Annotated in this window: 28 protein-coding genes and 3 pseudogenes; 23 read left to right on the forward strand and 8 right to left on the reverse strand. The window is 60.8% G+C overall.

Going from position 1 to position 24,070, the window contains the following annotated elements:
- Positions 1 to 168 precede the first annotated feature (168 nt).
- Complete coding sequence (locus J8I87_RS00475) at positions 169 to 1,647, reverse strand: aldehyde dehydrogenase family protein (protein WP_209929490.1); 1,479 nt, start codon at positions 1,645 to 1,647, stop codon at positions 169 to 171.
- Between the two features lie 211 nt (positions 1,648 to 1,858).
- On the opposite strand from J8I87_RS00475, the gene J8I87_RS00480 reads away from it, so the two are divergent.
- Entirely contained in the window at positions 1,859 to 2,755 is an 897-nt protein-coding gene (locus J8I87_RS00480) for a GNAT family N-acetyltransferase (protein WP_209929491.1), read from the forward strand.
- 68 nt (positions 2,756 to 2,823) lie between these two features.
- Here J8I87_RS00480 and J8I87_RS00485 read toward each other — a convergent pair.
- Positions 2,824 to 3,006 (reverse strand): annotated as a pseudogene (locus tag J8I87_RS00485) (MFS transporter); the annotation flags it as partial.
- A gap of 159 nt (positions 3,007 to 3,165) precedes the next feature.
- On the opposite strand from J8I87_RS00485, the gene J8I87_RS00490 reads away from it, so the two are divergent.
- The 3 genes from J8I87_RS00490 to J8I87_RS00500 all read left to right on the forward strand — a co-directional run bounded on the left by J8I87_RS00490 (position 3,166) and on the right by J8I87_RS00500 (position 5,489).
- Positions 3,166 to 3,753: a hypothetical protein gene (locus J8I87_RS00490; RefSeq protein ID WP_209929691.1), complete on the forward strand. Its 588-nt coding sequence runs from the start codon at positions 3,166 to 3,168 to the stop codon at positions 3,751 to 3,753.
- A gap of 185 nt (positions 3,754 to 3,938) precedes the next feature.
- Complete coding sequence (locus J8I87_RS00495) at positions 3,939 to 4,262, forward strand: hypothetical protein (RefSeq protein WP_209929692.1); 324 nt, start codon at positions 3,939 to 3,941, stop codon at positions 4,260 to 4,262.
- Positions 4,263 to 4,316: 54 nt separating this feature from the next.
- Positions 4,317 to 5,489: a monovalent cation:proton antiporter-2 (CPA2) family protein gene (locus J8I87_RS00500; RefSeq protein WP_209929492.1), complete on the forward strand. Its 1,173-nt coding sequence runs from the start codon at positions 4,317 to 4,319 to the stop codon at positions 5,487 to 5,489.
- A 440-nt stretch (positions 5,490 to 5,929) separates the two neighbouring features.
- On the opposite strand, the gene J8I87_RS00505 is transcribed toward J8I87_RS00500, so the two are convergent.
- Positions 5,930 to 6,313 carry a hypothetical protein gene (locus tag J8I87_RS00505; protein WP_209929493.1) on the reverse strand — a complete coding sequence of 128 codons (384 nt, stop codon included), beginning with the start codon at positions 6,311 to 6,313 and terminating at the stop codon, positions 5,930 to 5,932.
- 247 nt (positions 6,314 to 6,560) lie between these two features.
- On the opposite strand from J8I87_RS00505, the gene J8I87_RS00510 reads away from it, so the two are divergent.
- The 8 genes from J8I87_RS00510 (at position 6,561) to J8I87_RS00545 (ending at position 11,844) form a co-directional block, all read left to right on the forward strand.
- Positions 6,561 to 7,001, forward strand: coding sequence for an Hsp20/alpha crystallin family protein (locus J8I87_RS00510; RefSeq protein ID WP_209929494.1), 441 nt, complete (start codon positions 6,561 to 6,563; stop codon positions 6,999 to 7,001).
- 14 nt (positions 7,002 to 7,015) lie between these two features.
- Complete coding sequence (locus J8I87_RS00515) at positions 7,016 to 7,423, forward strand: Hsp20/alpha crystallin family protein (protein ID WP_209929495.1); 408 nt, start codon at positions 7,016 to 7,018, stop codon at positions 7,421 to 7,423.
- 75 nt (positions 7,424 to 7,498) lie between these two features.
- Positions 7,499 to 7,807 (forward strand): hypothetical protein, encoded by a 309-nt coding sequence (locus J8I87_RS00520; RefSeq protein ID WP_209929496.1) that lies wholly within the window; start codon positions 7,499 to 7,501, stop codon positions 7,805 to 7,807.
- Positions 7,808 to 7,820: 13 nt separating this feature from the next.
- Positions 7,821 to 8,387, forward strand: coding sequence for an Hsp20/alpha crystallin family protein (locus J8I87_RS00525; RefSeq protein WP_209929693.1), 567 nt, complete (start codon positions 7,821 to 7,823; stop codon positions 8,385 to 8,387).
- A gap of 259 nt (positions 8,388 to 8,646) precedes the next feature.
- On the forward strand, positions 8,647 to 9,090 hold the full coding sequence (locus J8I87_RS00530; protein WP_209929497.1) for a response regulator: 444 nt from the start codon (positions 8,647 to 8,649) through the stop codon (positions 9,088 to 9,090).
- A 74-nt stretch (positions 9,091 to 9,164) separates the two neighbouring features.
- Positions 9,165 to 10,319, forward strand: a complete 1,155-nt coding sequence (locus J8I87_RS00535; protein WP_245253608.1) for a sensor histidine kinase — start codon at positions 9,165 to 9,167, stop codon at positions 10,317 to 10,319.
- Between the two features lie 512 nt (positions 10,320 to 10,831).
- A complete protein-coding gene (locus J8I87_RS00540) occupies positions 10,832 to 11,143 on the forward strand; it encodes a DUF4148 domain-containing protein (protein ID WP_209929499.1) in 312 nt (103 codons plus the stop codon).
- A gap of 86 nt (positions 11,144 to 11,229) precedes the next feature.
- Positions 11,230 to 11,844 (forward strand): diguanylate cyclase, encoded by a 615-nt coding sequence (locus J8I87_RS00545; RefSeq protein ID WP_245253609.1) that lies wholly within the window; start codon positions 11,230 to 11,232, stop codon positions 11,842 to 11,844.
- A 357-nt stretch (positions 11,845 to 12,201) separates the two neighbouring features.
- Here the strand turns inward: J8I87_RS00545 and J8I87_RS00550 are convergent, their stop codons facing one another.
- A complete protein-coding gene (locus tag J8I87_RS00550; RefSeq protein WP_209929500.1) occupies positions 12,202 to 12,426 on the reverse strand; it encodes a hypothetical protein in 225 nt (74 codons plus the stop codon).
- 225 nt (positions 12,427 to 12,651) lie between these two features.
- Here J8I87_RS00550 and J8I87_RS00555 point away from each other — a divergent pair, with 225 nt between their 5' ends.
- Entirely contained in the window at positions 12,652 to 13,893 is a 1,242-nt protein-coding gene (locus J8I87_RS00555) for a DUF2252 family protein (protein WP_313063654.1), read from the forward strand.
- 434 nt (positions 13,894 to 14,327) lie between these two features.
- Positions 14,328 to 14,579, forward strand: a complete 252-nt coding sequence (locus J8I87_RS00560; protein WP_209929502.1) for a hypothetical protein — start codon at positions 14,328 to 14,330, stop codon at positions 14,577 to 14,579.
- A 402-nt stretch (positions 14,580 to 14,981) separates the two neighbouring features.
- Here the strand turns inward: J8I87_RS00560 and J8I87_RS00565 are convergent, their stop codons facing one another.
- Positions 14,982 to 15,185, reverse strand: a complete 204-nt coding sequence (locus J8I87_RS00565) for a cold-shock protein (RefSeq protein ID WP_209929503.1) — start codon at positions 15,183 to 15,185, stop codon at positions 14,982 to 14,984.
- A gap of 497 nt (positions 15,186 to 15,682) precedes the next feature.
- On the opposite strand from J8I87_RS00565, the pseudogene J8I87_RS00570 reads away from it, so the two are divergent.
- Positions 15,683 to 15,796 (forward strand): annotated as a pseudogene (locus tag J8I87_RS00570) (transposase); the annotation flags it as partial.
- Here J8I87_RS00570 and J8I87_RS00575 read toward each other — a convergent pair.
- Both J8I87_RS00575 and J8I87_RS00580 read right to left on the reverse strand, forming a co-directional pair.
- Positions 15,796 to 16,290: a GNAT family N-acetyltransferase gene (locus J8I87_RS00575; protein WP_209929504.1), complete on the reverse strand. Its 495-nt coding sequence runs from the start codon at positions 16,288 to 16,290 to the stop codon at positions 15,796 to 15,798. The pseudogene J8I87_RS00570 and the gene J8I87_RS00575 overlap by 1 nt on opposite strands.
- A gap of 158 nt (positions 16,291 to 16,448) precedes the next feature.
- Positions 16,449 to 16,640, reverse strand: a pseudogene (locus J8I87_RS00580) (hypothetical protein); the annotation flags it as partial.
- Between the two features lie 372 nt (positions 16,641 to 17,012).
- Between J8I87_RS00580 and J8I87_RS00585 the strand changes: the two are divergent.
- The 4 genes from J8I87_RS00585 (at position 17,013) to J8I87_RS00600 (ending at position 20,506) form a co-directional block, all read left to right on the forward strand.
- Positions 17,013 to 17,276, forward strand: a complete 264-nt coding sequence (locus J8I87_RS00585) for a hypothetical protein (RefSeq protein WP_209929505.1) — start codon at positions 17,013 to 17,015, stop codon at positions 17,274 to 17,276.
- A gap of 667 nt (positions 17,277 to 17,943) precedes the next feature.
- Positions 17,944 to 19,092, forward strand: coding sequence for a hypothetical protein (locus tag J8I87_RS00590; protein WP_209929506.1), 1,149 nt, complete (start codon positions 17,944 to 17,946; stop codon positions 19,090 to 19,092).
- Between the two features lie 72 nt (positions 19,093 to 19,164).
- Positions 19,165 to 19,458 (forward strand): triacylglycerol lipase, encoded by a 294-nt coding sequence (locus tag J8I87_RS00595; protein ID WP_209929507.1) that lies wholly within the window; start codon positions 19,165 to 19,167, stop codon positions 19,456 to 19,458.
- Positions 19,445 to 20,506 (forward strand): hypothetical protein, encoded by a 1,062-nt coding sequence (locus J8I87_RS00600; RefSeq protein WP_209929508.1) that lies wholly within the window; start codon positions 19,445 to 19,447, stop codon positions 20,504 to 20,506. The genes J8I87_RS00595 and J8I87_RS00600 overlap by 14 nt, the downstream gene beginning before the upstream one ends.
- Before the next feature lie 149 nt (positions 20,507 to 20,655).
- On the opposite strand, the gene J8I87_RS00605 is transcribed toward J8I87_RS00600, so the two are convergent.
- The gene (locus tag J8I87_RS00605; protein WP_409518713.1) at positions 20,656 to 21,162 is read right to left on the reverse strand and encodes a phosphate-starvation-inducible PsiE family protein; all 507 of its coding nucleotides are present in this window, start codon (positions 21,160 to 21,162) and stop codon (positions 20,656 to 20,658) included.
- A 648-nt stretch (positions 21,163 to 21,810) separates the two neighbouring features.
- Between J8I87_RS00605 and J8I87_RS00610 the strand changes: the two genes are divergently transcribed.
- The 4 genes from J8I87_RS00610 (at position 21,811) to J8I87_RS00625 (ending at position 24,036) form a co-directional block, all read left to right on the forward strand.
- A complete protein-coding gene (locus J8I87_RS00610; protein WP_209929510.1) occupies positions 21,811 to 22,053 on the forward strand; it encodes a hypothetical protein in 243 nt (80 codons plus the stop codon).
- A gap of 27 nt (positions 22,054 to 22,080) precedes the next feature.
- Positions 22,081 to 22,320, forward strand: coding sequence for a DUF6566 family protein (locus J8I87_RS00615; RefSeq protein ID WP_209929511.1), 240 nt, complete (start codon positions 22,081 to 22,083; stop codon positions 22,318 to 22,320).
- 149 nt (positions 22,321 to 22,469) lie between these two features.
- Entirely contained in the window at positions 22,470 to 23,705 is a 1,236-nt protein-coding gene (locus J8I87_RS00620) for an NAD(P)/FAD-dependent oxidoreductase (RefSeq protein WP_209929512.1), read from the forward strand.
- A gap of 58 nt (positions 23,706 to 23,763) precedes the next feature.
- On the forward strand, positions 23,764 to 24,036 hold the full coding sequence (locus J8I87_RS00625; protein ID WP_209929513.1) for a UBP-type zinc finger domain-containing protein: 273 nt from the start codon (positions 23,764 to 23,766) through the stop codon (positions 24,034 to 24,036).
- The last annotated feature ends 34 nt before the right edge of the window (positions 24,037 to 24,070 follow it).

Consider the following 24,070-nt stretch of genomic DNA (forward strand, 5'->3'; position numbering starts at 1 on the left):
GAACAGGAAAACGCATCCCTGCGGAAAATTTAAACAGTGCAAAAAGTACGGGTGTCGCTGATTCGAGTGGCTCGCGCGATACAAACCACGCGTTTTGAGGGGCTTCGGCAGCAGACTATGCGGCGGCGTTTTCATCGCTGGCGCGTCGCTGGCGTCGCCCCGGATTCGTCAGACGCGAGCGTCGATCAGCACGCTCTTGAAGCGCAGATTCGCTTCGTAGGCCTGCCGGCCAAGATCCTTGCCGATGCCGGAACGCTTGTAGCCGCCCGTCGGGATCATGAAGTCGCTGGTGCGGCCGTAGCGGTTCACCCAGACCGTGCCCGCCTCGATGCCGCGCACCATGCGCAGCGCGCGGCCCAGATCGGCCGTATGCACGCCCGCTGCAAGGCCGTAGTCGGGATGCGCGGCGAGCGCGAGCGCTTCGTCTTCCGTGTCGAAGGTCTGCAAGGTCAGCACCGGGCCGAAGATTTCGTCGCGCACGGCATCCGTATGAGGCGTGACGTCCGTGAGCAAGGTGGGCATGTAGAAGGCGCCCGGCGTCGACGCGTCCGCGCGGCGACCGCCGCAGCGCAGCGTCGCGCCGCCCGTGATGCTGCGCCCGACGATGGCCTCGATCCGCGCCGCCTGCGGCTCGGAGATGATCGGCGCCAGCGTAGCGTCGGGCGACCACGTCGCGCCCGCCCTAAGCTCGCTAAAGAGGCGCTGGACACGCTCGGCGAGTTGGTCCGCGATCGTTCGCTCGACCAGCAGCCGCGAACCCGCGACGCACACTTGGCCCGCATTGCCCGTGATCGCGCCGGCGATGCGGCGCGCGACGTCGTCGAGGCGCGGCGCGTCGGCGAAGACGATCTGCGGACTCTTGCCGCCCAGTTCGAGCGTGACGGGCTTCGTGCCCGTTTCGGCGCACGCCGCCATGATGGCCGCGCCGGTGCGCGTCGAGCCGGTGAACGTCACCTTCGCGATGAGCGGATGACGCACGAGCGCGTCGCCCGTGGTGCGGCCGTCGCCTTGCACGACGTTGAAAATGCCGGGCGGCACGCCCGCTTCGACGGCAAGCTCGGCGAGCCGCAGCACGGAAAACGGCGTCATCTCCGAAGGCTTCAGCACGACGGCGTTGCCCGCCGCGAGCGCGGGCGCGATCTTCCACGACGCCATCACCAGCGGGAAATTCCACGGCGCGATCGCGCCGATCACGCCGTACGGTTCGGCGATCGTCATGCCGAGATGATCGTGATCGGTCGCGGCCACCTCGCCGCCGAGCTTGTCGGCGAATTCCGCATAGAAGCGGATGCCTTCCGCCGTGAACGGCACGTCCCAGTTGAAGGCATCGCGAACGGGCCGCGTCGAGCCGAGCGCTTCGAGCGGCGCGAGCGTGTGTGCGTCGGCGGCGACGAGATCGGCGAAGCGCCGCAGCACGCGGGCGCGTTCGCGCGGCGCGATGCGCGCCCAGCCGCTCGTGCGGAACGCCGTCCATGCGTCTTGCACCGCACGGTCGATCGTCGCGGCATCCGCGATGGGCACCGACGCGTAGACGACACCATCGGACGGACGCGTGACCTCGATGCGCGGTCCCTGTGCATCGACATAGTCGCCGCCGATGAAATGTCCGCTGCGCACGTTGATCGTGAGTGGATCGAACCGGTCCATGTCGTGATTCCTCGATTGCCTTCGATGCTGGAAATCGTAAGCTCGCGGCCGCCGCATATTTCACCGACAAAAATGCGCACACAGCACAAACGACGCGTTATCGCCGCCTGAACGCCGCGTTTTGCAGCGCATCACGCTGGCGCTGGCATGCGGACGGCGCGATAGAAGGATCGTCCTAGTCACGCGCGCGATACGGTGAGAGAGTCACGGTATGTGTCTTCAGAACGAGGAGGCCGGCGTGTCCGACCCACACCAGAGCGGCATGATCGACTACCGCCCTTTCACCTTCGATGACATCGCGGCAGCGCATGCGCTTTCGAGCGCCGTCAGGTGGCGGCATCGTCCCGACGACTGGCGCTTCGCGGCGCGCACGGGGCAAGGCTACGTCGCGCAGGACGGCAGTGGCGTGATCGGCACCGCGCTGTCATGGCGCTTCGGGCGCGAAGCCGCGACGCTCGGCATGGTGATCGTCGCGCCCGAACGGCAAAGGCGCGGCATCGGACGCAAGCTGCTCGAACTGCTGATCGACGAACTCGGCCCGCGCACGCTGCTGATTCACGCGAGCCCCGCGGGCGAACCGCTGTGCGAGAAGCTCGGCTTTCAGAGCATCGGTGCGATTCATCAGCATCAGGGCGCGGCGTTTCAGCCGCCGCTCGTGTCGTTGCCGCCGGGTGAGCGGCTGCGCCCGCTCGGCGTCAATGACGCGCCGCGTCTGGTCGAGCTGGCCTCGCGCGCGAGCGGGCTGGACCGCCGCGATCTGTTGCCGCCGCTGCTCGATATCGCGAGCGGCATCGCGCTCGACCGCGACGGCGAACTGATCGGCTTCGCGCTCTTCAGGCGCTTCGGCGACGGACATGTGATCGGCCCCGTCATCGCGCCGGATTCCCCCGATGCGAGCCGCGCGAAGGCGCTCATCAGCCACTGGCTCGCGCTGAATGCGGGGATGTTCGTGCGGATCGATACGCCGGCCGCGCTCGGTCTTTCGTCGTGGCTGGAAGGGCTTGGGCTGCCGCATGTGGACAGCATCGAAAGGATGATGCGCAACGGACCGCTTCTCGCCGATGCGCAGCTGAAGCAGTTTGCGATTACGAGTCAGGCGGTGTGGTGAGGCGCGGCGAGAAGGCAACACGCCCGCTGCACGCGATACGAATCTCGTGCGCAGCGGGCAGCACGAACTTACTTCAATTGCACGCGCTTGATCTCGCCGACGATCGCCAATCAGTGCATTGCAGGCCACGAACACGAGTGCGCCGCTGAACGAGCCCGTCGCCTGACGATATAGCCGATGATGATCGGCGTCGTGATGGCGGCGATGTTGCCGAACGTGTTGAATATCCCGCCGCTCGGACGGGCGATCTGCCCTCCTGTAATGCGGCGATGTATTGGACCAAAGTCCAATACTCTCGCTGACAGGCAGTGCCTAGACTGAGGACCAGAGGATGACTGGCCGTGGGCATAGTGTGGATGCGCGCGCGCATGATCGGTGCTGACTTCTTCAATCTGAATGTGAGGGTAGAAATGAAAGCGAATCGCATCCTTATCGCAATGGCTGTCCTGATGGTCGCGTGCGCTGCATTTGCCCAGCCACAGACATCAGTCGATGTCACGAAAGCACCGGGCAGTGCCACGGTTGTCGGGACGTCGAAGGTGACGGCCACGATCGTCGCGATCGAGCCGGAAACCCGTACCGTCACGCTCAAGGACAAAAAAGGCAAGATGGTCGAACTGCAGGTCGGCGAAGAAGCGCGCAACTTCGACCAGCTCAAGGTCGGCGATATCGTCACGACCGAATACCAGGAAGCGATGTCGATTAGCCTGTCGAAAACCAACGGCCCGCGCTCGGCGACACAGCGGCTGATTGAAAAGCGCGCGGAGCCGGGCGCCAAACCGGGCGGCACGATCGGCCGGGAGATCACGGTGATGGCGGATGTCGTCGCGGTCGACCCGAAGGCGAAGACGGTCACGCTGAAGGGACCACATGGCAACCTCGTCGATGTGCATGTCGAGGACCCGGAGCAGATGAAAAACGTCCATAAGGGCGATCAGGTCCAGGTCGTCTACACCGAAGCCGTCGCGATCACCGTCACGCCCTCCGCGACGCAGTAGAGGCGGTCCGGACACCGGGTGACCGCGTCCGCACGCTGACGGCGAGCAGTGCGCAGAGCCCTGTTGAGTCGAGGTGAACCGTGATGATGCGACGGGGAACAAGTCGGTTTCATGCCGTCACGGACAAGCCGGTTCGAGGCAAGGGGGAATCACGCACGGGTGCCGCTTTCGGGCGCCTGTTGCTGATGGCTGCTTGCGGATCGCTGCCGTTCATGGAGGGTTGTCCTTACTATGCGCCGCCTCCTGCCACCGTCATCACCACACCCGCGAGCTTCAATCGGTCTTTCGCCGCCGCAGCGGGTGCGATGCAAGACGAAGGCCTCGCGATTTCCGTGCAGGATCCCGGAAGCGGCACGATCGTCGGCGGAATCGACGGTGGTGTCGTGCAGGCGAGCGTGCGGCAGCAAGCCGATGGCAGTGTCGTCGTACAGTTCGATTCGAAAAATGCGCGCGATCCAGCACTGCTCGATCGCATTTCGCGCAGCTATGACAGGCGGATGGGGCGCTGAACGCGGGAAGAGAAGCGCAGGCGCGCATCGAAGGTCTTTGCGGGAGGTCAGTGCGTGACCAAGCTTCTCATCGACGTGGTCATCTTTCTCGCGGCGGCGCTCATCGCCGTGCCGTTGACGGTGCGCCTCGGCTTCGGCTCGGTGCTCGGCTATCTGGTGGCGGGCATCATGATCGGACCGTGGGCACTGGGACTCGTGACCGATATCGACGCGATCCTCCATTTTTCCGAGTTGGGCATCGTGCTGATGATGTTCGTGATCGGACTCGAAATGCGGGTCGACACGTTATGGGCAATGCGCCGCACGATTTTCGGCTACGGCACGATGCAGATGACCGTGTGCGCCGCCGCGCTGTCGTTGATCTTCATGGTGCTGGGACTGTCCTGGCGGATTGCGTTGGCGGGTGGGCTCGCGCTTTCGTTGTCGTCGACGGCAATGGTGATGTCGGAGCTTCAGGAGCGCAAGCTGATGGACATGCCGACCGGCCACGCCGGGTTCGGCATTCTGCTGTTCCAGGATATGGCGGCGATCCCGCTGATTGCGCTCCTGCCGCTGCTCGGACCGGCAGTGCCCGTCGCGGCAGCGGAGCCGGGCTGGCTCGTCGCGCTGAAGGCGCTCGGCATGCTAATCGTGGTGGCGCTGGCCGGCCGATACCTGTTGCAGGTCGTGCTACGTGTGATTACCAGCATTGGTGTTCCCGAAATTTTCACCGCGTTTGCGCTGCTCTGGATCGTCGGCATCGCGCTGCTGATGGAAAGCGTCCATCTGTCGATGTCGTTGGGCGCTTTTCTCGCAGGCGTATTGCTCGCGGATTCGGATTTCCGGCACCAGGTCGAAGTCGACATGGCGCCGTTCAAGGGATTGCTGCTCGGCCTTTTTTTCATCGCAGTAGGAACGTCGATCGACTTCGGCGTGCTGATGCGGGAGCCGTTCCGCGTCGCCGTCCTTGTGGTGGCCGTAGTCGGTATCAAGTCGCTTGCCCAGCGGTTGCTTGCGAGCAGGTTTGGCGTACCGGCATGGGAACGCGGCTACTTTGCGATCCTGTTGTCGCAAGGTGGCGAGTTTGCTTTTGTGGTGATGGCCGCTTCATTGGCAGCACGCGTCATCGACGAGCGGCAGTCGTCGCTCGTCACGCTGGTGGTCGCGCTGTCGATGGTCTCTACACCTCTGTTGTTGCTCCTTCATCGCCGACTCGTGCAGCCTTTCGCGAGTCGTGAGCCCGGATAGGTGTCCACAAGGGAGACCGTCGTGCGTTGGAGACGCTCGAACAGGCTGGAGTCCGCGCGAGGATGAAGCTTGCTCAGCGTCTTCTCCTTTTAGGCAGCAAGGAAGAGAACGGGCTTGCGCGCTCCAGTTCGCCTGCGATGCTGCGATGCTGCGGCGCAAACAAATCGAAACACGCAGTGTGCAACCGGTGGAGCATTGGGCACACTGACTGGGCTGGATATAACCTAGCTTCACTAATTAAAAATTTCAACTTACACCGCAGTCAGATTCGCGGGAGCCGCCGCGTCGTATATCGGCCGTACAACGGCCCAGAAAGTCTGCTACCCGCGCTGGCGCCGGGGGATCGTCAGAACTTTGTGCGCCCAGCCGGCATGGCGAGGGCAGCTGCCTAGGCCGAAGGGACGGGCGTCCTCCCTTTCCTCTGCTGAATTTGCCGTGTGTCACTGGAGTGGCGGCGCGGTACCCAGTTTTTCGGCGAGCATCCTTTCGTACACGCCAAAGTGCAGATCCACCTCTGACTGCTCCACCGTCGTGACGATCAGGTTGATGTGGTCCGGTGGCAGGCCGAGCACCCCCGCGATAAATATTTCGAGCTGCGGCGCACAAATCTTGTCCTTGGTGACGGTCGTTCCGATCGTGACCTCGTAGATCTTTTCCTGCCGGCAGACCACTTCCACCAGGCGCGCGCGGGCGCTCATGTTGCTGTCGACTGCGATGCGGACGACCTCCACCGCCTTGCGCATGGCTTCCGTTGGAAAGCCTTTGATTGAGCGCAGTCGCACGCGATGCAGGCCCAGTGTCAACCAGTCAGTATCGAATTCCATGACATCCTCCCGTCGTCAGAACGCTTCGTCCGCGATGATAGGACCAGCCCAAAAATTTTCAAGAGATGACCTCGATTTTGCCCTTGAAAAATTCATTACAAGGCCTATCTTAAGTTTCGCTCAGGCAGTCGTGCGGTGCTCGACCGGCCGCACGCTGCGTGTTTCGATTTGTTTGCCAGACGCTGGCAGGCGAACTGGAGCGCGTAGGCCCGTTCGCCTCAATGCGTGATTCGAGGAGGACAGCATCATGAGCGATCTCTATTCCCCCACCGATCTGTTCAGCGAGTTCGACCGCCTGCAGCGGCAGATGGCCGGTCTGTTTGGTACCTTCCCGTCCAGCATCCGCGCGGGCCGCTTTGGCACGTTCCCGGCTGTCAACATCGGCGCGACCGACGATTCCATCGAGATTGTCGCGTTCGCCCCAGGTATCGACGCCGCCGGGCTCGACGTGTCGATTGACAAGGGCGTGCTGAGCATCAGCGGAGAGCGCAAACCGTCCCGGCAGGACATAAATGACGAAACCCGCATCTATTCGCAGGAGCGCTTTACCGGCGCGTTCCGGCGCGTCATCGAACTGCCGCAAACGGCGGATCCCGACAAGGTGCAGGCCCGTTATGAAAACGGCTGCCTGATGATCACCGTCGGCAAGCGCGAGTCATCGAAGCCACGTGCCATTTCCGTCCAGTAACCAGGGAGCCGATCATGAACGACACTACCGAACTCACCCAACGCGATCAGTCCACGCTCACGCGGCGGGGAGACGAACAGTCTGTGCGCCGCATGACGATCACCCCAGCCGTCGACATCTTTGAGGACGGGCAGGCCGTCACGCTATGGGCCGATCTGCCAGGCGTCACCAGAGACAAGCTGGACGTACGCGTGCACGACGGTAACCTCTCGATCGAGGCTGAGGCAGTCGTGCCGACGCCCGCCAACCTGCGCCTGCAGCATGCGGAAGTCCGCGAGCCGCGGTTCGCGCGCACCTTCACGTTGTCACCGGACTTCGACACCTCGAAGATCGAGGCCAGTCTCCAGGATGGCGTCCTGAAGCTGACCATCCCGCGCCGCGAGGAAGCGCGTCCGCGCCGCATAGAGGTGAAGACCGGCTGATCCGCTGGCAGGGAAAAATATCGGCGGTGGCGGCCTCGCGCTGCCACTGCCGGCACGGCGGAATGGGGAGGTTCGATGCCTGAAGAAACGCGCCATTCGTGGAAGGGGTGTGAGATCCGTATCTGCACGATCCCCGTGCTGTACATGGTCTCGCGCGCATCAGAGCCAGACGGCTACGTCGCCATCGTGCGTGTCGAATCGGACGGCACGGTACTGGCCGACTGGCATCTGCCACGCTACGCCGAGCGCTGGTCCAGCGCTGGCGAAGCGCGGCGGGCTGCGTTCGAGTACGTCGTGAAGCTGCTTGATCGCGGCGTGTTCGGCACCCCAGCCGCGCGCGCATCCGCAACTGCGGAAAGCTTGTATGAAACAGGTTCACACTGAAACGGAGAAAACCATGGATACTGAGCTGCAAAAATGGAACCCGTTCAGATTCCTGCGCAAGGACAGGACGGGCCAAGACGAGAAGGCAAAATCAGCGGACACGGTGGCGCCGCCGTCGGAGCGAACTGACGTCGCACGGCTTCTGCACGCCGATCCGTGGCGCATGATGCATGAGTTCCTGAACGACCCTTACTCGGGATTCGGGGCACTGGACCGCTGGTTCGGCGACTTCACCCCGGCGCGTTTCCAGCCACATATCGATGTCGTCGATGAGGGCGACGCATTACGCGTAACGGCCGAACTCCCAGGCGTCGAACGCGAGGACCTGCATACGACCGTTGAAAACGGAACCCTTGTGCTGCGCGGTGAAAAGAAACAGGACGTGCGCAGCGAGGAAAAAGGCTGCTACCGGCTTGAGCGGGCCTACGGCGCATTCCTGCGCACGATCCCGCTGCCTGAGGACGTCGATGTCGACAAGATCGACGCGCGTTTCGACAAGGGCGTGCTGAATGTACGCGTGCCTCGGACGGGCACAGCGCGAACGACTGCGCGGAGGATCGAAATCCGACAGGGAAAATAGCGAACGCCCGAGCAGGGGACTGACCGCGACAGGTAGATTCTTCCCGGCTCTGTAACGTGTGTGTGTCGGTTCCGGCTTCAGCGCCGCACAGGCGTCGACCGAGGTAGGGCGATGACAGCTCCGCTCGCATGCCGCTGGAGCGTCAGCACGGCTGCCGCCGGGCAACTCGGTGCTGTTCGCGGGTGCTGGATGCGGCCGTTATGTGGGCCCTCATGTGGCACGATTGATGCTCACTCGCGCGCATGCCTGGTCCGCTACCATGCCTGCAAGTGGATACCTGCTGCTGGTCGAAGACGACACAGACATGCGCGAGCCATTGGGACTGCTCTTGAGGACCCGGGGCTATCGTGTGATCGTCGCCGATCACGGCGCCGGCGCGCCGGCTGCAATGGCCAGCCTGCGCCCGGACGCCGTGGTCACGGGCTGGTCGAGGCCGGTGTGGGACGGAGTCGCGCTTTGCCGTCGCATGCGTCGGGATGCGCGCCTCGCCACTGTGTCCGTCATGGTGATGTCAGCGTCGTCACACCCAGCAGGTACTGCCTCGTGGGACGTGTATCTGCCAAAGCCGGTTACGATCGACCAGGTCGAGCAGGCCCTTCACACGCTGCTCGGGTCGCCGAAAGACGGGCGGGTCGGACAGTCGGGAGACACTGGCGATGATCAGTCGCGCCAGTCGAGCCAGCATTTAGCATTTAGCATCTAGCGTTTAGCTGCGCTAGCAACGTCACGGAGGATCAGGATATGCGCCTCGCGGACTTCATCGAATCCCATCTGGATTTGCTGGTCGCCGACTGGATCGAATTCGCCCGACGTCTCACGGATGACTCGCAGGACCTGTCCGACGAAGAACTAAAGGACCTCGCCGCCCAACTGATGCTGGCCATCGCGGCTGACCTGCGAACTCCGCACATCAATGTCGGCCGGATTGCGGCACTGCATGCCGGCCGGTTTGCCGGGCCCGCGACCATCTCGCGCGTTGCCCGGGGCCACGCGGAAGAGCGCCACCGGCACGGCTTTACGCTCGATCAGATGATCGCCGAATTCAGAGCTCTGCGCGTGAGCGTCACACGCCGCTGGACGGTGCATGCAGACGGAGAAGACCTCGCGAGCACGATGGACGAACTGGTGCGATTTAATGAAGCGCTCGACCAGGCACTCACGGAATCGATCGCCCACTACACGACCCAGCTAACGCGTACGCGTGACATGTTTGCGGGTGTGATCGCGCACGACCTGCGCTCCCCCGTGCAGGCAATCTCCATGTCCGCACAGGCGTTGCGACAGGCGCGCGCAAATCCGCAGCTGACGCTCAAGCTGCTCGGTCGCATCGAGGCCGCGTGCACAAGGCTGCGCCTGCTTATCAACGACGTGCTCGATTTCGCGCGCACGAGACTGGGCGATATCCTGCCGATGAATCTCCAGCCTGCCAGTCTTCGCGAGATCGTGGTGCGCGCCATTGACGAGGTCAGTGCTTCGACGCCCGGTTTCCGTGTGCGCAAGCAATTGGGTGATGACAACGCGATCGGTTGCTTCGATGAACAGCGTTTGACGCAGGTCGTCGTCAACCTGCTCTTGAATGCCGTGCAGCATGGCGATCCTCAAGCGGAGATCGACGTAGAACTTGGCCGGCAGGACGACGGACTCGCGCTGGCCGTCAGTAACCATGGGCAGACGTTGCCGCCCGAGGTGCTGGCCACCGTCTTCGATCCGCTGCGTCGCGCTGCGCGAGACACGTCGGCGGGCAGGGTCGGCAAGGGAGTCGGGCTTGGACTCTACATCGTGCGCGAGATCGTACGGGCCCACGGCGGCCATGTGGAAATGCAGTCGAGCGGGGGCGTCACCACCGTACGTGTCTGGTTACCGGCTGACGACGCACGGGTTTCGCCGTCCCGTCCCCTGCAAGAAACGCCGATGAGTGAATCTGAACCTTGATCGTCCAGCAGGACACCTGTCTGCATAACGCGCGGCCACCTTTGCGCCGTGCAACGCTTGTCTACGTCCACGGTGCTCATATGGCCGATAGTCTGCGGTACTTAACTGGCAAGACAGGAAACGGAAACGAAGCATGTTGCGCTCGCAACCTTGACCGGGGCCGAAGGGTCGCAAGAATGACGACACTGAACAGCAACGCGATCTTCAGGGCGCGCCGCATCGCACGGAAATGTGTGCGCAATAATTGCTGTCGTCGGCGAGCCCCGAGTCATTCTTATTGCCTTCCGTGCCCTTCCCCGCAAGACCAATAGACGCTCCAAGCTCTGAAACCTCGAGCTATCAGGCATTCAGACGACACACGGGCTGCGAACCGCGAACGAGGCGGGCCAAGAGGCGCGACGCGGTACGTCGGATGCTGCTGTTCGCTTGCAGTGCCTCATGTCCGCTCATGACGACGCAGGCTGAGGACGCAGATCGCTGCGGAAGACGAGAAGGATGCGTGGAGACGCGATATGAACGAGTTCTTCGGAAACCGCTCGACGCTTACCGCGTTGGCTTTCCTGTTGTCTGGATGTGCCGTCGCCGTCGTGCCACAGGGTGGCACACATCTCACTCCGACGGAGTGCCGTGACCTCGCCGCGCTCAGAAGCCAGTCGCCGCCTACCATGGCCGAACACCACAGTGAACTGGCCGCGCTGAGGAAAGCAGGATACGACCCGTCGCCATGGTACGACGACCCGTACTACCCGGAAGACCTGCAGGCAGCACAGCGCCTGGTCGATTACTGGTCCAGGACCGAGTGCCCAGCACTTCTCCCTCACTAAACCCGGTCTTTTGTCCCCGCGAGAAATGAGCGAACAGGTCATTCCCTCCGTCGCTTCAAACGCTGATTTCTTGCAAAGACGCTCGCATGAACGACTCACGACCTCGCAAGACGGAGTTCAAGATGCATCCTGCACAACTGATTCTGATGTATGGCGTGATTCCACTATGGCTGGCAGCGGGCGTAGCCGATTGGGCCTGCCACAAGGCAACTTCCATCGAGTCGACGACGGGCACGAAGGAATCGTTGATTCACATTCTGATGCTCGTCGAAGTCGGCATACCGTTGGTCGCGGCGCTGCTCCTTCAGATCAACGCAGCCCTCATTGCAACGATGTTCGCGGCGTTCGCATTACACGAGGCCACGGCGTTGTGGGACGTATCGTTCGCGAGCCGCTCGATGCGTCGCGTATCGCCGTTCGAACAGCACGTCCACAGCTATCTCGAGCTGACACCTCTGCTCGCGATCGTTTGCGTTGCCATTCTGCATTGGCCCGAGGTCGTGGCGCTGTTAGACGCGGATGCGGTCGCCGACTTTCGTTTGCGCTTCAAGGCGCATCCCTTGCCAGCTGCGTATCTAGCGGTCACGTTCGCGTGCATCGCATGCTTCGGAGTCTTCCCGTTCGTCGAGGAACTCTGGCGCTGTTTGCGCTCGAAAAGACAATTGCACGGCAGCCGCCCGTCACACGCGCGAGCGCAGTAGAAAAAATGGTGAGTGGAAAGCAGCGGTGAACGAACCCCCGACCTGGCGCCCTTCACACGCGTGAATCCGCCCGCCACGAACTCTTGTCGAAGGTTGCATTGAGCGTGATCCAGTCGGTCGAGCGGTCCGCACGAATTTTGATGAAGTTTCAGGTGCCGGGGCGTCCGTAAATGCAGGTTAGTGGACATGCCAGTAATACAACCAGTGATACAACGGTTGACGCGCTATTCTCGCGTCGAGGGCGCGACCCGGGATATATGCGCGGCGACACCGCTCGCTGCGCACTGACGTGCGTTAAGGATTTGGGCGCATGCGACAAGGCATGGCCGCGATGCGCCGCGCCGTTCAACCGAGGCGCTATGCGGTGCGCGCCTCACTGCCTTTCAGTTCACTGTGCCTGTGCGAATGAGTCGCAGCGTATTTCAATTCGTAGTGAGCGCCCTTGCCGCTGCGAGTCGGCGGAAAGCGCTCTCCCTCGACGCACGTCACCTCGAAGGTGCCCTTGCCATCGTCGTAAACGACGGAATAGATGCCGGACGTCTTGACGATCTCGCCAGACTTGAACGAATTGTCGCCTGCCATATGTGCCTCCGTGGTGGTTACGTGCGTGACATTCAGCAAGGCACATGCCGTTGGATGTTGCGAGCCCGCGGCATGGATGAAGGTTCATGCTCTGCGAGGCATCGCACTTGCTGGACGCATCAACAGGAGCCGGGCCTCGCGCTCATGCCCTCGCCGATTGGCGCGGCGCGCGACACCGTCTTTCCAAAGTTGGTCGCGTATAACGCAGTCGATGCGGGGAACGTTGTGAACGGGAAATCAACGAAAGGCAAAGCCTATCCTCGTCCAGACGACAGGCAGCCACGCCTCGCCGCACGGCGCCGGGAAAAGATGGCGCGCTCGGCACACGCATACGTTCGCGGTAGCGCTTCCCTCTTCTATCAATGGCTCGACGCGCAAAAAGCAGGGGCATTGCCGGAGGGCCCGGCCGTATGGATCGGCGGCGACTGCCATCTCGGCAACCTGGGGCCCGTCTCCAGTGCCGCAGGCCACGTCGCCGTGCAGTTGCGGGACCTGGACAACAGCGTAATCGGCAATCCGCTGCATGACCTTCTGCGCCTGGGACTGTCGCTGACCACGGCTGCGCGCAGCGCGGACCTGCCGGGGGTGATCAGCAGCAGCATGATTGAGGCGCTTGCCGATGGTTATGAGCAGGCATTCGACGAAACACGCAGTGACATCACATCGTCCACGAAACGACCGGCCGTTGTGAACATCGCCATGAAAGAGGCAAAGCACCGCTCGTGGCAAAAAATGGACCGGCAGACGATCGACCACACAGGAGCGGCAATACCGCTTGGCAAGCGTTTCTGGCCACTATCCGAGGACGAACGCGTTGCCATTCACGCACTGTTCGAAACAGAACCCACTCGAAGTCTCATTCATTCCGCGCTCACTCACCCGTCGGACGCGAGCTCGACCAAAGTCTCCGTCCTGGATGCAGCATTCTGGGTCAAAGGCTGCAGTTCTCTCGGCCGGCGCCGCTATGCCGTGCTGCTCGACATCGACGGCACCTGTGCGAAGGGTGGACCGCCATGCCTCGTCGACATCAAGGAAGCGGTCGGTTCAGAGGCGCCTCGACAGGATGACGCGAGCATGCCGCGAGACAACGCAAAGCGCGTTCTGGAAGGTGCGCGGCATCTGACGCCGATGCTCGGTGACAGGATGGTTGCGGCGCGGCTGGACGGCGCCGCTGTCGTGATTCGCGAGCTTATGCCCGAAGACCTGAAGCTGGACGCAGAAAATCTCACCGAAGAAGATGCCGTAAACGCTGCACATTTTCTTGCGCTGGTGATCGGTCAGGCGCATTCGAGGCAGATGGACCCGCAGACTCGACGTGCATGGCTCGATGAACTGAAAAAGGGGCGGCCGAAAACGCTCACCAGCCCCGCATGGCTTTGGCGAAGTATCGTCGAGCTGATGGTCGCGCATGAGCGCGCGTATCTCGAGCATTGCCGACGATACGCGCTCGACCGCCGAAACCGATAGTTCGCCGGGTCCGGTAACGGCGCGCCCATTCATGCGGCTTCGGCGTGAGCTATGTCGGCCATTTACCGCGAACGGGGCGGCGACGCGACCTGGCCGTCCGTGTAGACAACCTGTAACTCCTTGTTGACGCCGCTCACAGCATGAGCGGATAGCCCGCCAATACAGTCGAGCCGACACCGGAAATCGCGTCCTCGCGGGCGCTGCTGCCCACCCGTCGACAGCGTACGCCCTGCAAATTCGAACGCCGCGATTTCAGGCGCGAGCGTCGCCGGAAGCGATGGTCGACTTGACCGGCAAAACGCTTTGGAAGCGCCGTCACGTCGTCGACGCGAGGCTGCCAGCCGCAAGCTGCGAGGTCGCTCTTATAGCAACGCAGTGGGATCGCGAGATGCTGTAGACAGCCTGCCCACCGATTTATCTCACGGGAGGATGACATGCTCAAATCACTGGCCGTTGCAGTCCTGCTTGCCTGTGCTGCGCAAGCGGGTGCACAACAATCCGACGGCAAACAGCAATCCGAAAGCGACGGCACCTCGGTGCAGTCAGGCACGGCAGGCAAAAGCATGACCAGCCAGGCGGAGCAAGGCAGCAAGGGCCCCGCATCGGGTACGTTGATGGACAAACGTGCAAAGGCTTTGTCTCCCAACGAAGCTTCCGGCGGCAAGACAGGCAAAATCAGTCAGTAATCGACCAGCGGGCGGCATGGTCAGGCCGCGTGTGCCCCGCACGCGGGCTCACCACTCCCAGCATAACGCTTTCGTCCGCAGCGCCTGCAGATGCCTTGGCCCGCAGCAGTTGGCCGCCATGCGGCCCGACGGAGCGGCAGTCCGCCGCTCATGATCGACGCTCAGCGCCGGCCGCGTCGGACCGGGGACGGCGCGCATGTTACCTTTCGCGGCCGAAATCTACGCACTTGACCGGGCACTCGAACTCCTCGCCGTGGACACATCCATGCCGATTCACTTCAGCTTCCCGCACCGGCTTCCGCCCAACGAGTGACCTCATTGCCACGCAAAAATCCGACCGCCCCGCCTGCGGCGCACAGTCCTCCAGTCACCAACGACATCGTGCCGTTTCTGACCTGCTGCTTATAGAGGCTGGATATTGGCTGCCTGCTTCCCTTTGGGCCCTTGCTTGACGTCAAAGGACACTCGCTGCCCCTCTTGCAAGGATTTAAAGCCTTGGGCCTGCACCTCTGAAAAGTGTGCAAACAGGTCGTCTCCGCCCTCGTCAGGCGTGATGAATCCGAATCCCTTCGCATCGTTGAACCATTTCACCGTTCCCGTTGCCATTAATCACCTCCATCTCGACTAGCGCTCACGAAAACATTGCGCAAAGTACATGCCGCACCGAATCGCCGTACTGGCGACGCGTCCAGCATAGACTCTGACGATCACGGAGCGCTTCAGGAATACGCGATGCTCGCACCGCTCCACGTCGCGGCTGTCGGCGAAGATATCGAGCTGCGCAGTGCACGCGCGCGCGACGCCGCCTGGTCGCGCTGCACGCGCGCCTCAGCGAGGCTGGCTGCCTGAGAAGCGCCGGCTTGACCAACGCGCGTCGTCTGAAGTTGCGCGACGGATTCAAACCAGGCGAAGCCGTTTGAACCGGCGACGCTGCTAGAGTCGCTCCCCAGCCTTGAGGAGAGCGCAGGCGGCCCCCTCTCTCGATGGGGCTGGCGCGCGAGCGGCCCTGGAACGGAAGATAGTCAATCGCAAAGTGGGTTACCAATGGGGCGAGCTGGAATATGTGGGGTTCCCAACAAAGCAGATATCTGCCAACGGGACTTGTGGAACATGTCTTCGCCGTCGTGAAGCGACTGTGGGGATTTACCAAGGTGCGCTATCGCCGACTAGCAAAGAACGCCAACCGGGCGTTCGTCGCGCTCGCCTTGGCGAACGTCTACCTGTCGCGCAGAAAATTGATGGCACTGGTATCCCGTAGTGGGCGAGAGGCGGGCGAAGAATCAAACATCATCACGCAAACCCTGCCATCATTTTCAATTTCGACAAATCCGATCTTCCTGTACCAGTCATAAGCGACCCGGTTGCATGCGAACACATGCAGGTACAGCGGCTTTTGCAGATGACTGGATAACGACAGGACTTTCGCAATCGCCTGACTGCCGATCGACTTGCGTTGCATGTCCGGCGCGACACAAAGCATCCTGAGCCATACGAGATCGGGCTCGATCTCCCAGTGAAGGAATCCGCATCTTTTGCTTTCGCACGTTACGATCTGGCAGGTACCTTGGCGAACGCTCTTTGCGAACCCTGCCCGTTGTGAGTCCTCGTCCCATCCATACACCTGGGTGACAAAAACTCTCATCGTTCGCTTGTACGTGTCAAACAGCCACTCCAGATCGCCGGATGCGGCCTGGCTGTAATTCAGGTCCATCACAGCGGTGCAACGCGAGATACAGATCTTCTCCAGTGTGTTGAATCCCGCTTTACCTTTGAAGCTGGCTCGATCTCACTGAACGCATCTGTCGGGTTGCCGTGCGCTGCGTTGACGACGCAACGCGTCGATGCCGTTTCTCCGTCTATGGCCGGTCGGTGCACGCGCGCGAGGCTCCGAAGGAGCGAATCTCCTTTCTGCGTCACGCGCGGAGGTACCGCCCCGCCCATAAGCTGCTCCATGGCAACGAGCTGGCGTTCAAGCAACGTATCAAGTTCTTCGCGCTCGACAATGTGGTCGGCCAAGTCCCTGACCAGCATCAATGTCGCGAATTCATGGGCGCTAAGCATACTTGCCTCCTGGTAGCTCGCGTAGGTGCTGTATGGATTGCGTGGACTGTGGCGCTCGCTTTTGACGGCGCATTGCCGGTGACGCATTGGCTGCAAATGGCGCGGGGAGTTGATGGTAGAGGGTGTGTCGGGACGCAGCAATCCGGGTCGTCCCGCATATTGGGCAATATCCATTTGCCCACCCCTGCGACAGAGTCGGCAGCGATCAGGTACCTGCCCCCTCAAGAGCTGATCTTCAAGTCTTCCCGCGCTTGTATGCGCTGACGATAAACAGGCTTGGGGCACAGGTATTGACCTGGCGCAATCGCCCGTCAGGCCGGCTTCAAACGGTTTCTCGCTGGGGAGGGAAGGCGTCGTCAGGAATTGCTCCCGATGCGTCATCAGGGCATCCGCGCGCGGGGAAAACGTCACGAATCGTCCAGGTCGGGACGCAGTTCCGCCTCGATCCAGCGACGGCGACACCTCGCGAGTGCTGGGCAATGTGTCGAGATCTCAGAGACACAGGTTGCTGTGGAGCAGCTGGCTCAATTCACCCAGCTGAACGCAGCGCTCGTTGAAGAATCAGCTGCGGCATCCGGAGATCTCGATCACCAGGCGCAATTGCTCGAGGGGGCGGTCAATGTGCTGATGTGCTGAGCGGGGGGCACGACGCTTGACGATCTAACCGGTAGAACGGTTGATTTCCCGCTCAGAATTGCTGCGTTCGCATCGAATCGAATTCGACGCGACAAACGTCGCTAAACTGGCAAAGGATGTCGATGGAACCATCGGCTAGCATTTCGCGCGGTTGAAGGAATGTCTTTTCCGGATCGAGCACTGGACACGCATACGGCTTATCTTCGCGAACAGACTCACGAGAGCAGCAAGGTCCGGCTCATTCGAATAAAGACACGTAACAGGACGACGTGACAGGCGGTTGCTTCTTGTCGACATCACTGAAATGGAATACAAGGGCCACGACAATGTGCGTAAGTCTGTGTGGATCCGCACATAGGTCATAAAATTATTCGTTTGCCGTAAAACTGAACGTCACTTACAACAGCTATCAAGCCACCAATCAAAATAAGCTGTTTTTTTGATTATCAACGTGATCGACAAAGAAATAGATATTTATTTCGATAATTACAATGTCCGATGTTGATTTATTGCATGGTCGATTCACGGTGAAGGCGCGGGTCTTGGATTCCTCTACTCTCGACGCAATGCCAGGTATTTTTCAGGATTTCCCACATACGCTCATAGAAACAAGCGTGAATATTTCTTCGCTGCGAGCGGGCCGCGCGGCGCATGTGAGGGGGGCGTCATGTTCAACTCCGCAATACTCGAAGTCGCAATAGGTATTGTCTTCATCTACCTCATGCTGAGCATTCTATGCACAGCCTTGCGCGAAGGCATCGAAGGATTTCTGAAAACGCGTGCATCATACCTCGAATACGCAATACGCGAGTTGCTGCACGATCCTCAAGGCAAGGGCCTGACGACACAGTTCTTCAACCATCCGTTGATATTCAGTCTTTTTCCTGGTGGTTATTCACCCGCCGGTGCGCCAGCGCCCAGCCTGCTGCGTCGCGGGCGCAATTTGCCGTCATATATCCCATCGGCCAGCTTCGCCGTCGCCTTGATGGACCTAGCCGCACGCGGCCCAGCTCACGGACAGGGCGCGGACACGCAGCCCCAGGAACTGACTTTCGACGAACTGCGGCGGAACGTGCAGAGTATGGCGAATCCGGCAGTACGACGCGTGTTGATGACCGCGCTCGACACGGCAGCCGGCGACATCAACAGGGCAAAGAAAAATCTCGAACATTGGTACGACAGTGCAATGGATCGCGTCTCCGGCCGCTATAAACGCTCTACGCAACTCATTATCTTCGTTCTGGGCGCTGTAATTGCAGTGGGCTTCAACGTCAACACGATATCGCTCGCGGACTATCTTTACCGTAACCAGACGGTGCGGGGCGCAATCGTCGCGCAAGCGCAGGCAGCGAGCAATGATCCCGAGTTCCTGAAGGCAAATTTCGAGCGGGTGAAAGACAAGATCGACAATATGGAACTCCCGATTGGTTGGGACCAACCACCAGCCCTGCGTGGTGAAACACGCGTGGGTACGGTGTGGCATGTCTATCTCGTCCCGGTCCTCGGCTGGCTGTTGACCGCATTCGCGATTACGCTCGGTGCACCATTCTGGTTTGACGTGTTGAACAAGATCATGGTGATCCGTTCGACCGTCAAACCACATGAGAAAAGCCCAGAAGAAGCGTCGGAAGATCGCCAGTTAAAGCGCCCCGACGACGATCTAGTACCTGCTTCCTCCGTGAGAATCGTGGGTGGCAGTTCGCAGCACGCGTCTTCCGCTGTCGCTTTCCACGACAGCGAGGACGGTTGTGATGCAACTGTCGAAGACCCGACGCTCGACACCGAATTGCCTGCCGCGAGGGGAGGCGTCGCCTGACATGGAATATGAACTTGTGTGGCTGCCCGACGTGCTGCAAAACGCCGGGCTAAAAGTTGCTACCGTAGATGGATGGAAAAGCCGCCGGATGCCGAAGGGAACCCGACCACTGGCATTCCGCCTGCGTCGCTGATCATTCATCGTTACTACGACGAGAGTTCGCAATGGTTCGGCGACGGTACCGCCCGGAACATTCGTGAATATGCAAAAAGGCTGAGCGATCTTATTCTCGCAGTACGACGACTTGTTTATAAGCCAGCGAAAGGCGCGCCGACCACGCCCGATACGTTCAAATGTCATCTCATCGCTCACTCGATGGGTGGTTTGGTCGCGCGTGCTTTCTTGCAGAATAGTGAACCTAGGTGATCCGGCGGCGCGGGCGAGCGTCGATAAGCTCTTCACATTCGCGACGCCTCACAACGGCATCGACATGCTTGATGTCAACGTGCCGAAATGGCTGACAAAGGGCGAAATCAATACCTTCAACCGTGATGAAATGGCTGGCTTTCTGGACATGAGAGACATCACCGAAAAATTTGGGCGAGTGGATCTGATGCCGGATGAAGTACTGGGTATCGACCGCATTTTCTGTATGGTCGGCACAAACCGGTGCGATTACGAAACGGCCGAAGGGATGGCGCGTGCCTTCGTCGGCCACGGCAGCGATGGCCTCGTCAAAATTGCCAATGCGTCGTTGTGTGGGTTAAAGAATGGCGCGATCACGGAACCGGCCGCCACTGCCTTCGCTTACCGCTCTCACTCCGGCTACTTCGGCATCGTCAATTCGGAAGAAGCGTACCAAAATCTTGTGCGCTTTCTTTTCGGTGATGTGCGCGTCGATATCTGGATGGACATCGACTCTGCCACGTTGCCCCGTGATCTCGATGGAGTAGACAAGGTAGAGGCGCTTTACCAGATCGAACTGAAGGCCGCGCCACGCGGTAAGCGCTGGTTCTTGACGAGGCGCACGGCCATTGAAGACTCGCCAGCCTGCCGCACCCACTCCGAGATCGTGTCGGGTGCGCCGGAACGCAAGCAGATCTATCTTTCGTCGGTTTTCCTTTCCAAGCGGGCCATTGTCGATAAAAAGAACAATTCGCTTGCGTATGCGATGGTTGTCGGAGTCAAGGTGCCAGACTACGAAATCGATCATCGGTTCTGGCCGAACGGACACTACGAAGGGGCGGATCTTTTCCGTGACACGGCATTCCTCGAGGTCACGCCTGCCGATAGTCCCAATGGCGACTGGAAAGTCGCTCACTGGTGGGCGAGCCGGCCCAGCGCTGTGACAACAGACATGCTGAACTTTGCGAATGCGTCCGATGGGAAGATACAGCTGAAGCTGGCGTTCGCGAACCCCAATCGACCGGGCATTGCGGGTACCTTGCGTCTGGTCATTCGACCGTGGGAATGAGGTTGATCAAGGGTCGTCCGTGCTTCGTCGGGCCGCATGGCTCCTGTCCCTGGGCGCAACCGGAGGCGACGGGACTTCCCGTGACCATCGACGCCGTCCGCTGGATTAAAGCTTACGCTCTCATCACGTGACGAGCACGGCAACTCAGGTCAATTGTCCGATTGCCCGCCTTCGCGGGGCGGTCCCACTTGCTGTCGCTGCGCGTGCACCGCGCGATCACGCTCTGCTTGCGCGGCGATCTTCGCGTCGACCGGGTCATCGCGCTGCCGCATCAGCCAGTAGACGCTCCCCAGTGCCACCAGCGCAAATGCAAGCGCCGCGATCTGGGCGGGCGCACTGGCTGGATCGAGAATGATGAATTTGCGGGCGATAGCCAACAGCGCAACCAGAAGCACCGTTTTGACCTGCACGATGTGATCGCGCCGCGCCATCACGCGCGTAATCGAATGTTTGAATTCCATCGCGATCAGCAGCGTCATGACCATGCCGAAGACGGTCTGATACACCGCGTGATCCAGCGGATTCAGCGCGTCCGAAACCAGCAATGAAATCACCGCGTGAATCAACTGCCATAGCGACACGAGGATAATGATGGAAATCACGAGGCTCAGCACATGCGCGACAAGCTGCTCGAATCGTTCATAAAAGGTGAGCATGTCCCACTCCAGACGCAACGCATCGAGATCCTTGCGTAACCAGCTTTTCTTACTTTCCATGATTTGACTCCCGGAGGGCCGTCGCTGCGCCGCGAGCGAACCGCACGTGCATGGATTGCGCATGCGCCGTGCACAGTACATTCGACGGTCGCATGACGCACATGCTACGGTCCTTCGCGTTTGCGCGGCTTCTTTGTGGATAGCTGCCCAAAGAAGAACTGACATATTCAATTATTGATAACAGAGGTCGACCGATCTCGCGCTTCTGATACAGGTTCCTGTCATGTATTCGAAGAGGTACTGAGCCTGCAGCAGCATGTCCATGCACTGTACCCCAACGAGCGCACTATGGAACACGCCATTTTGGCGGCGCCACAGGGATTGCGTCACTACCGACCTGCGGACACCAGCTTTAGATACGATACGTGCTCGCCTGAGAGGATCGGGCCCTTGTGGCTTTTTGCGCATTTTTCCGAAGAGCAGCTTTGCGGCACGCCTTCCGTTGATGCAGTCCGCAGAAGCGAGCGATTATCCGTACATCCCCGGATTAGCGACTAGACTTAAAGCATCGTCGGTGCATGCTCACGCAAGGGGCACGTATTTGCTATTGAGTCACGATCGGGACGTGCGACCGAGGGAGCCAGACCGATGCCAAAGACCATTCGAACCGCTGAGCAGATTCGCGACGAACTGCAGAACCGCATCGCGAAAATCGCCGCTGACGTGCCAGGAGCTTCGCGCGTGCGCATACCGCTACCGGAGCGGCATCCGCCGGACGCATCCGGCCGCAACTGGAACATAGTGCCGCTCAATGACCTCGGCGTAGATTGCGCACATGATGTACAGAAGGTGATCGAAGACATGCGCACCGAGTTCGTGCTTCCTGATTGACGCCTTGATACGAAACTGGAACGGCTCATGCGAACGCACGTGCATGAACATCGAGGCTACGAGATCGTGGTACAGCCGGAGCAGAACGCATACGGCGCGTGGCAGGCGAAGGTGAGCGTGCGCCATGCCGATAGCCTCGTGGCCGAATTCCGGCCGGAGACGATTCAGCCGGAATGGCTTACGCAGGAGGAGGCAGTCCGCGACGGCATCGAATGGGGCATGCGATTTATCGATCACAAGCTGGAAAAGTCGCACGACCCGATGTGATGGAGCATCAGCAGAAAGCGCACGAAGCCCGGCAGGATCGCGAAAGACGCCGCTCCGGGATGGGCGTACCGTGCACGAATATGGCCAACCGCCGTTATTCTGGCGCGGTCGACTGCTTGTTAAGCGGAGAAACGGCGGATAGCACGCTCATGGTCAGGATCTATGGACGCATGCGCAGCGCAAATGGCTACGCGATACGCGACTTCCTGCATCGCTGCGACATACCGTTCGAATGGATCGAACTGGGCAGCGACAAGGAAGCGGAGGAACTGGCGCATGTGCAGCACCTTTCCGATTCGCGCTTGCCCGTCTGCGTCTTTCACGACGGAACTCGGCTGGAATGTCCCACCATCCGGCAAATCACCGAGAAGCTCGGCTGGTTTGCCAGTCCATCACGTGAGGCCTACGATCTGGCGATTTACGGCGCAGGACCGGCGGGATTGAGCGCCGCGCTGTACGGTGCATCGGAGGGACTGCATACGGTACTGGTGGAGCGCTGGGCACTGGGCGGTCAGGCAGGTAGCAGTTCGAAGATCGAGAACTATCTGGGCTTTCCGCAGGGCGTGTGCGGCGCGGAGCTCGCTGAAAGGGCACGCGACCAGGCCGTCAAGTTCGGCGCCGAAATCCTGCTGGCGCGCGCCGGCGTGCACGCGGAGTTCCCGCCGGGCCAGGGCATCGTGTATCTGGAAGACGGCACGCGTATCACGGCGCGCACGTCTATTTGCGCAACGGGCGTGGCATATCGCACGCTAGGCCTGGCAGGTGAAGAGCGCTTTTTCGGCGCAGGCCTTTATTACGGCGCCGGCGCCAGTGAGGCCGCGCTGATCCATGGCGAAAACGTATATGTGGTGGGCGGCGGCAATTCGGCGGGACAGGCCGCCATGCATTTTTCGCAGTCTGCCAACCGCGTCTATATGCTCGTACGTGACGCATCGCTCAAGAACACGTTGTCACAATATCTGGTGGATCGCATTTCGTCGGCATCGAACATTGAAGTGCGCACGTGCACCGAAGTTACCGCGCTCGCGGGCAGTGACGTGTTGCAGGAAATCACGCTGACCGATGTGCGAACCGCCCGGTCCCGCACGGTAAGAACGAATTGGCTATTCGTCTGCATTGGCGGCGTGCCGCAGACGGAATGGGCGCAGGAGGTCGGCGTCGTTCGCGATGAAGGCGGCTATCTCGTAACCGGTCCCGACCTGCAGCAATATTTGGCGAACCTGAATTGGCCTCTCGAACGCGCGCCGCTGCATCTGGAAACGAGTGTGCCCGGTGTATTCGCAGCGGGCGACGTGCGTCACGCGTCGATCAAGCGCGTGGCGTCGGCAGTCGGCGAGGGGGCAATGGCTGTGGCGCTGGTGCACCGCTATCTGAATAGCGCTTGAGCACGAGCGCAACCTTGATCCCCGTACGCCTGCGCATACCTGTCTGAGGAGCACGATCATGACCTCCGGTTGCACGCACCTGGGCGAGGCCCGCATTCTCCACACGTCCATCGACTATTGCGAGGACTGCGTAAAGCTTGGCCAGCCGTGGGTACATTTGAGGCTTTGTCTTTCTTGCGGACACGTCGGCTGCTGCGATTCGTCGCCCAACCGGCATGCAAGCAGGCATTTTCATGCGACCGGTCATCCGCTGGTACGTTCAATCGAACCCGGCGAAACGTGGATCTGGTGCTATCGCGACGGGATCGTGGCAGGTGAACTTGAATCGTGAGAGCGACGCCCCCGCATGGACGGGCGGCGTCGCG

The organism is Paraburkholderia sp. LEh10 (assembly GCF_017814945.1).
Taxonomy (GTDB): Bacteria; Pseudomonadota; Gammaproteobacteria; order Burkholderiales; family Burkholderiaceae; genus Paraburkholderia.

What these genes read in the sequence shown, in the direction of transcription:
- J8I87_RS00475 (WP_209929490.1), bottom strand. Translation starts at nt 1,647, where the DNA reads ATGGACCGGTTCGATCCACTCACGATCAACGTGCGCAGCGGACATTTC.
- J8I87_RS00480 (WP_209929491.1), top strand. Translation starts at nt 1,859, where the DNA reads ATGTGTCTTCAGAACGAGGAGGCCGGCGTGTCCGACCCACACCAGAGC.
- J8I87_RS00490 (WP_209929691.1), top strand. Translation starts at nt 3,166, where the DNA reads ATGAAAGCGAATCGCATCCTTATCGCAATGGCTGTCCTGATGGTCGCG.
- J8I87_RS00495 (WP_209929692.1), top strand. Translation starts at nt 3,939, where the DNA reads ATGGCTGCTTGCGGATCGCTGCCGTTCATGGAGGGTTGTCCTTACTAT.
- J8I87_RS00505 (WP_209929493.1), bottom strand. Translation starts at nt 6,313, where the DNA reads ATGGAATTCGATACTGACTGGTTGACACTGGGCCTGCATCGCGTGCGA.
- J8I87_RS00510 (WP_209929494.1), top strand. Translation starts at nt 6,561, where the DNA reads ATGAGCGATCTCTATTCCCCCACCGATCTGTTCAGCGAGTTCGACCGC.
- J8I87_RS00515 (WP_209929495.1), top strand. Translation starts at nt 7,016, where the DNA reads ATGAACGACACTACCGAACTCACCCAACGCGATCAGTCCACGCTCACG.
- J8I87_RS00520 (WP_209929496.1), top strand. Translation starts at nt 7,499, where the DNA reads ATGCCTGAAGAAACGCGCCATTCGTGGAAGGGGTGTGAGATCCGTATC.
- J8I87_RS00525 (WP_209929693.1), top strand. Translation starts at nt 7,821, where the DNA reads ATGGATACTGAGCTGCAAAAATGGAACCCGTTCAGATTCCTGCGCAAG.
- J8I87_RS00530 (WP_209929497.1), top strand. Translation starts at nt 8,647, where the DNA reads ATGCCTGCAAGTGGATACCTGCTGCTGGTCGAAGACGACACAGACATG.
- J8I87_RS00540 (WP_209929499.1), top strand. Translation starts at nt 10,832, where the DNA reads ATGAACGAGTTCTTCGGAAACCGCTCGACGCTTACCGCGTTGGCTTTC.
- J8I87_RS00545 (WP_245253609.1), top strand. Translation starts at nt 11,230, where the DNA reads ATGAACGACTCACGACCTCGCAAGACGGAGTTCAAGATGCATCCTGCA.
- J8I87_RS00550 (WP_209929500.1), bottom strand. Translation starts at nt 12,426, where the DNA reads ATGGCAGGCGACAATTCGTTCAAGTCTGGCGAGATCGTCAAGACGTCC.
- J8I87_RS00560 (WP_209929502.1), top strand. Translation starts at nt 14,328, where the DNA reads ATGCTCAAATCACTGGCCGTTGCAGTCCTGCTTGCCTGTGCTGCGCAA.
- J8I87_RS00565 (WP_209929503.1), bottom strand. Translation starts at nt 15,185, where the DNA reads ATGGCAACGGGAACGGTGAAATGGTTCAACGATGCGAAGGGATTCGGA.
- J8I87_RS00575 (WP_209929504.1), bottom strand. Translation starts at nt 16,290, where the DNA reads ATGGACCTGAATTACAGCCAGGCCGCATCCGGCGATCTGGAGTGGCTG.
- J8I87_RS00585 (WP_209929505.1), top strand. Translation starts at nt 17,013, where the DNA reads ATGCGTCATCAGGGCATCCGCGCGCGGGGAAAACGTCACGAATCGTCC.
- J8I87_RS00590 (WP_209929506.1), top strand. Translation starts at nt 17,944, where the DNA reads ATGTTCAACTCCGCAATACTCGAAGTCGCAATAGGTATTGTCTTCATC.
- J8I87_RS00595 (WP_209929507.1), top strand. Translation starts at nt 19,165, where the DNA reads ATGGAAAAGCCGCCGGATGCCGAAGGGAACCCGACCACTGGCATTCCG.
- J8I87_RS00605 (WP_409518713.1), bottom strand. Translation starts at nt 21,162, where the DNA reads ATGCTCACCTTTTATGAACGATTCGAGCAGCTTGTCGCGCATGTGCTG.
- J8I87_RS00610 (WP_209929510.1), top strand. Translation starts at nt 21,811, where the DNA reads ATGCCAAAGACCATTCGAACCGCTGAGCAGATTCGCGACGAACTGCAG.
- J8I87_RS00615 (WP_209929511.1), top strand. Translation starts at nt 22,081, where the DNA reads ATGCGAACGCACGTGCATGAACATCGAGGCTACGAGATCGTGGTACAG.
- J8I87_RS00620 (WP_209929512.1), top strand. Translation starts at nt 22,470, where the DNA reads ATGGTCAGGATCTATGGACGCATGCGCAGCGCAAATGGCTACGCGATA.
- J8I87_RS00625 (WP_209929513.1), top strand. Translation starts at nt 23,764, where the DNA reads ATGACCTCCGGTTGCACGCACCTGGGCGAGGCCCGCATTCTCCACACG.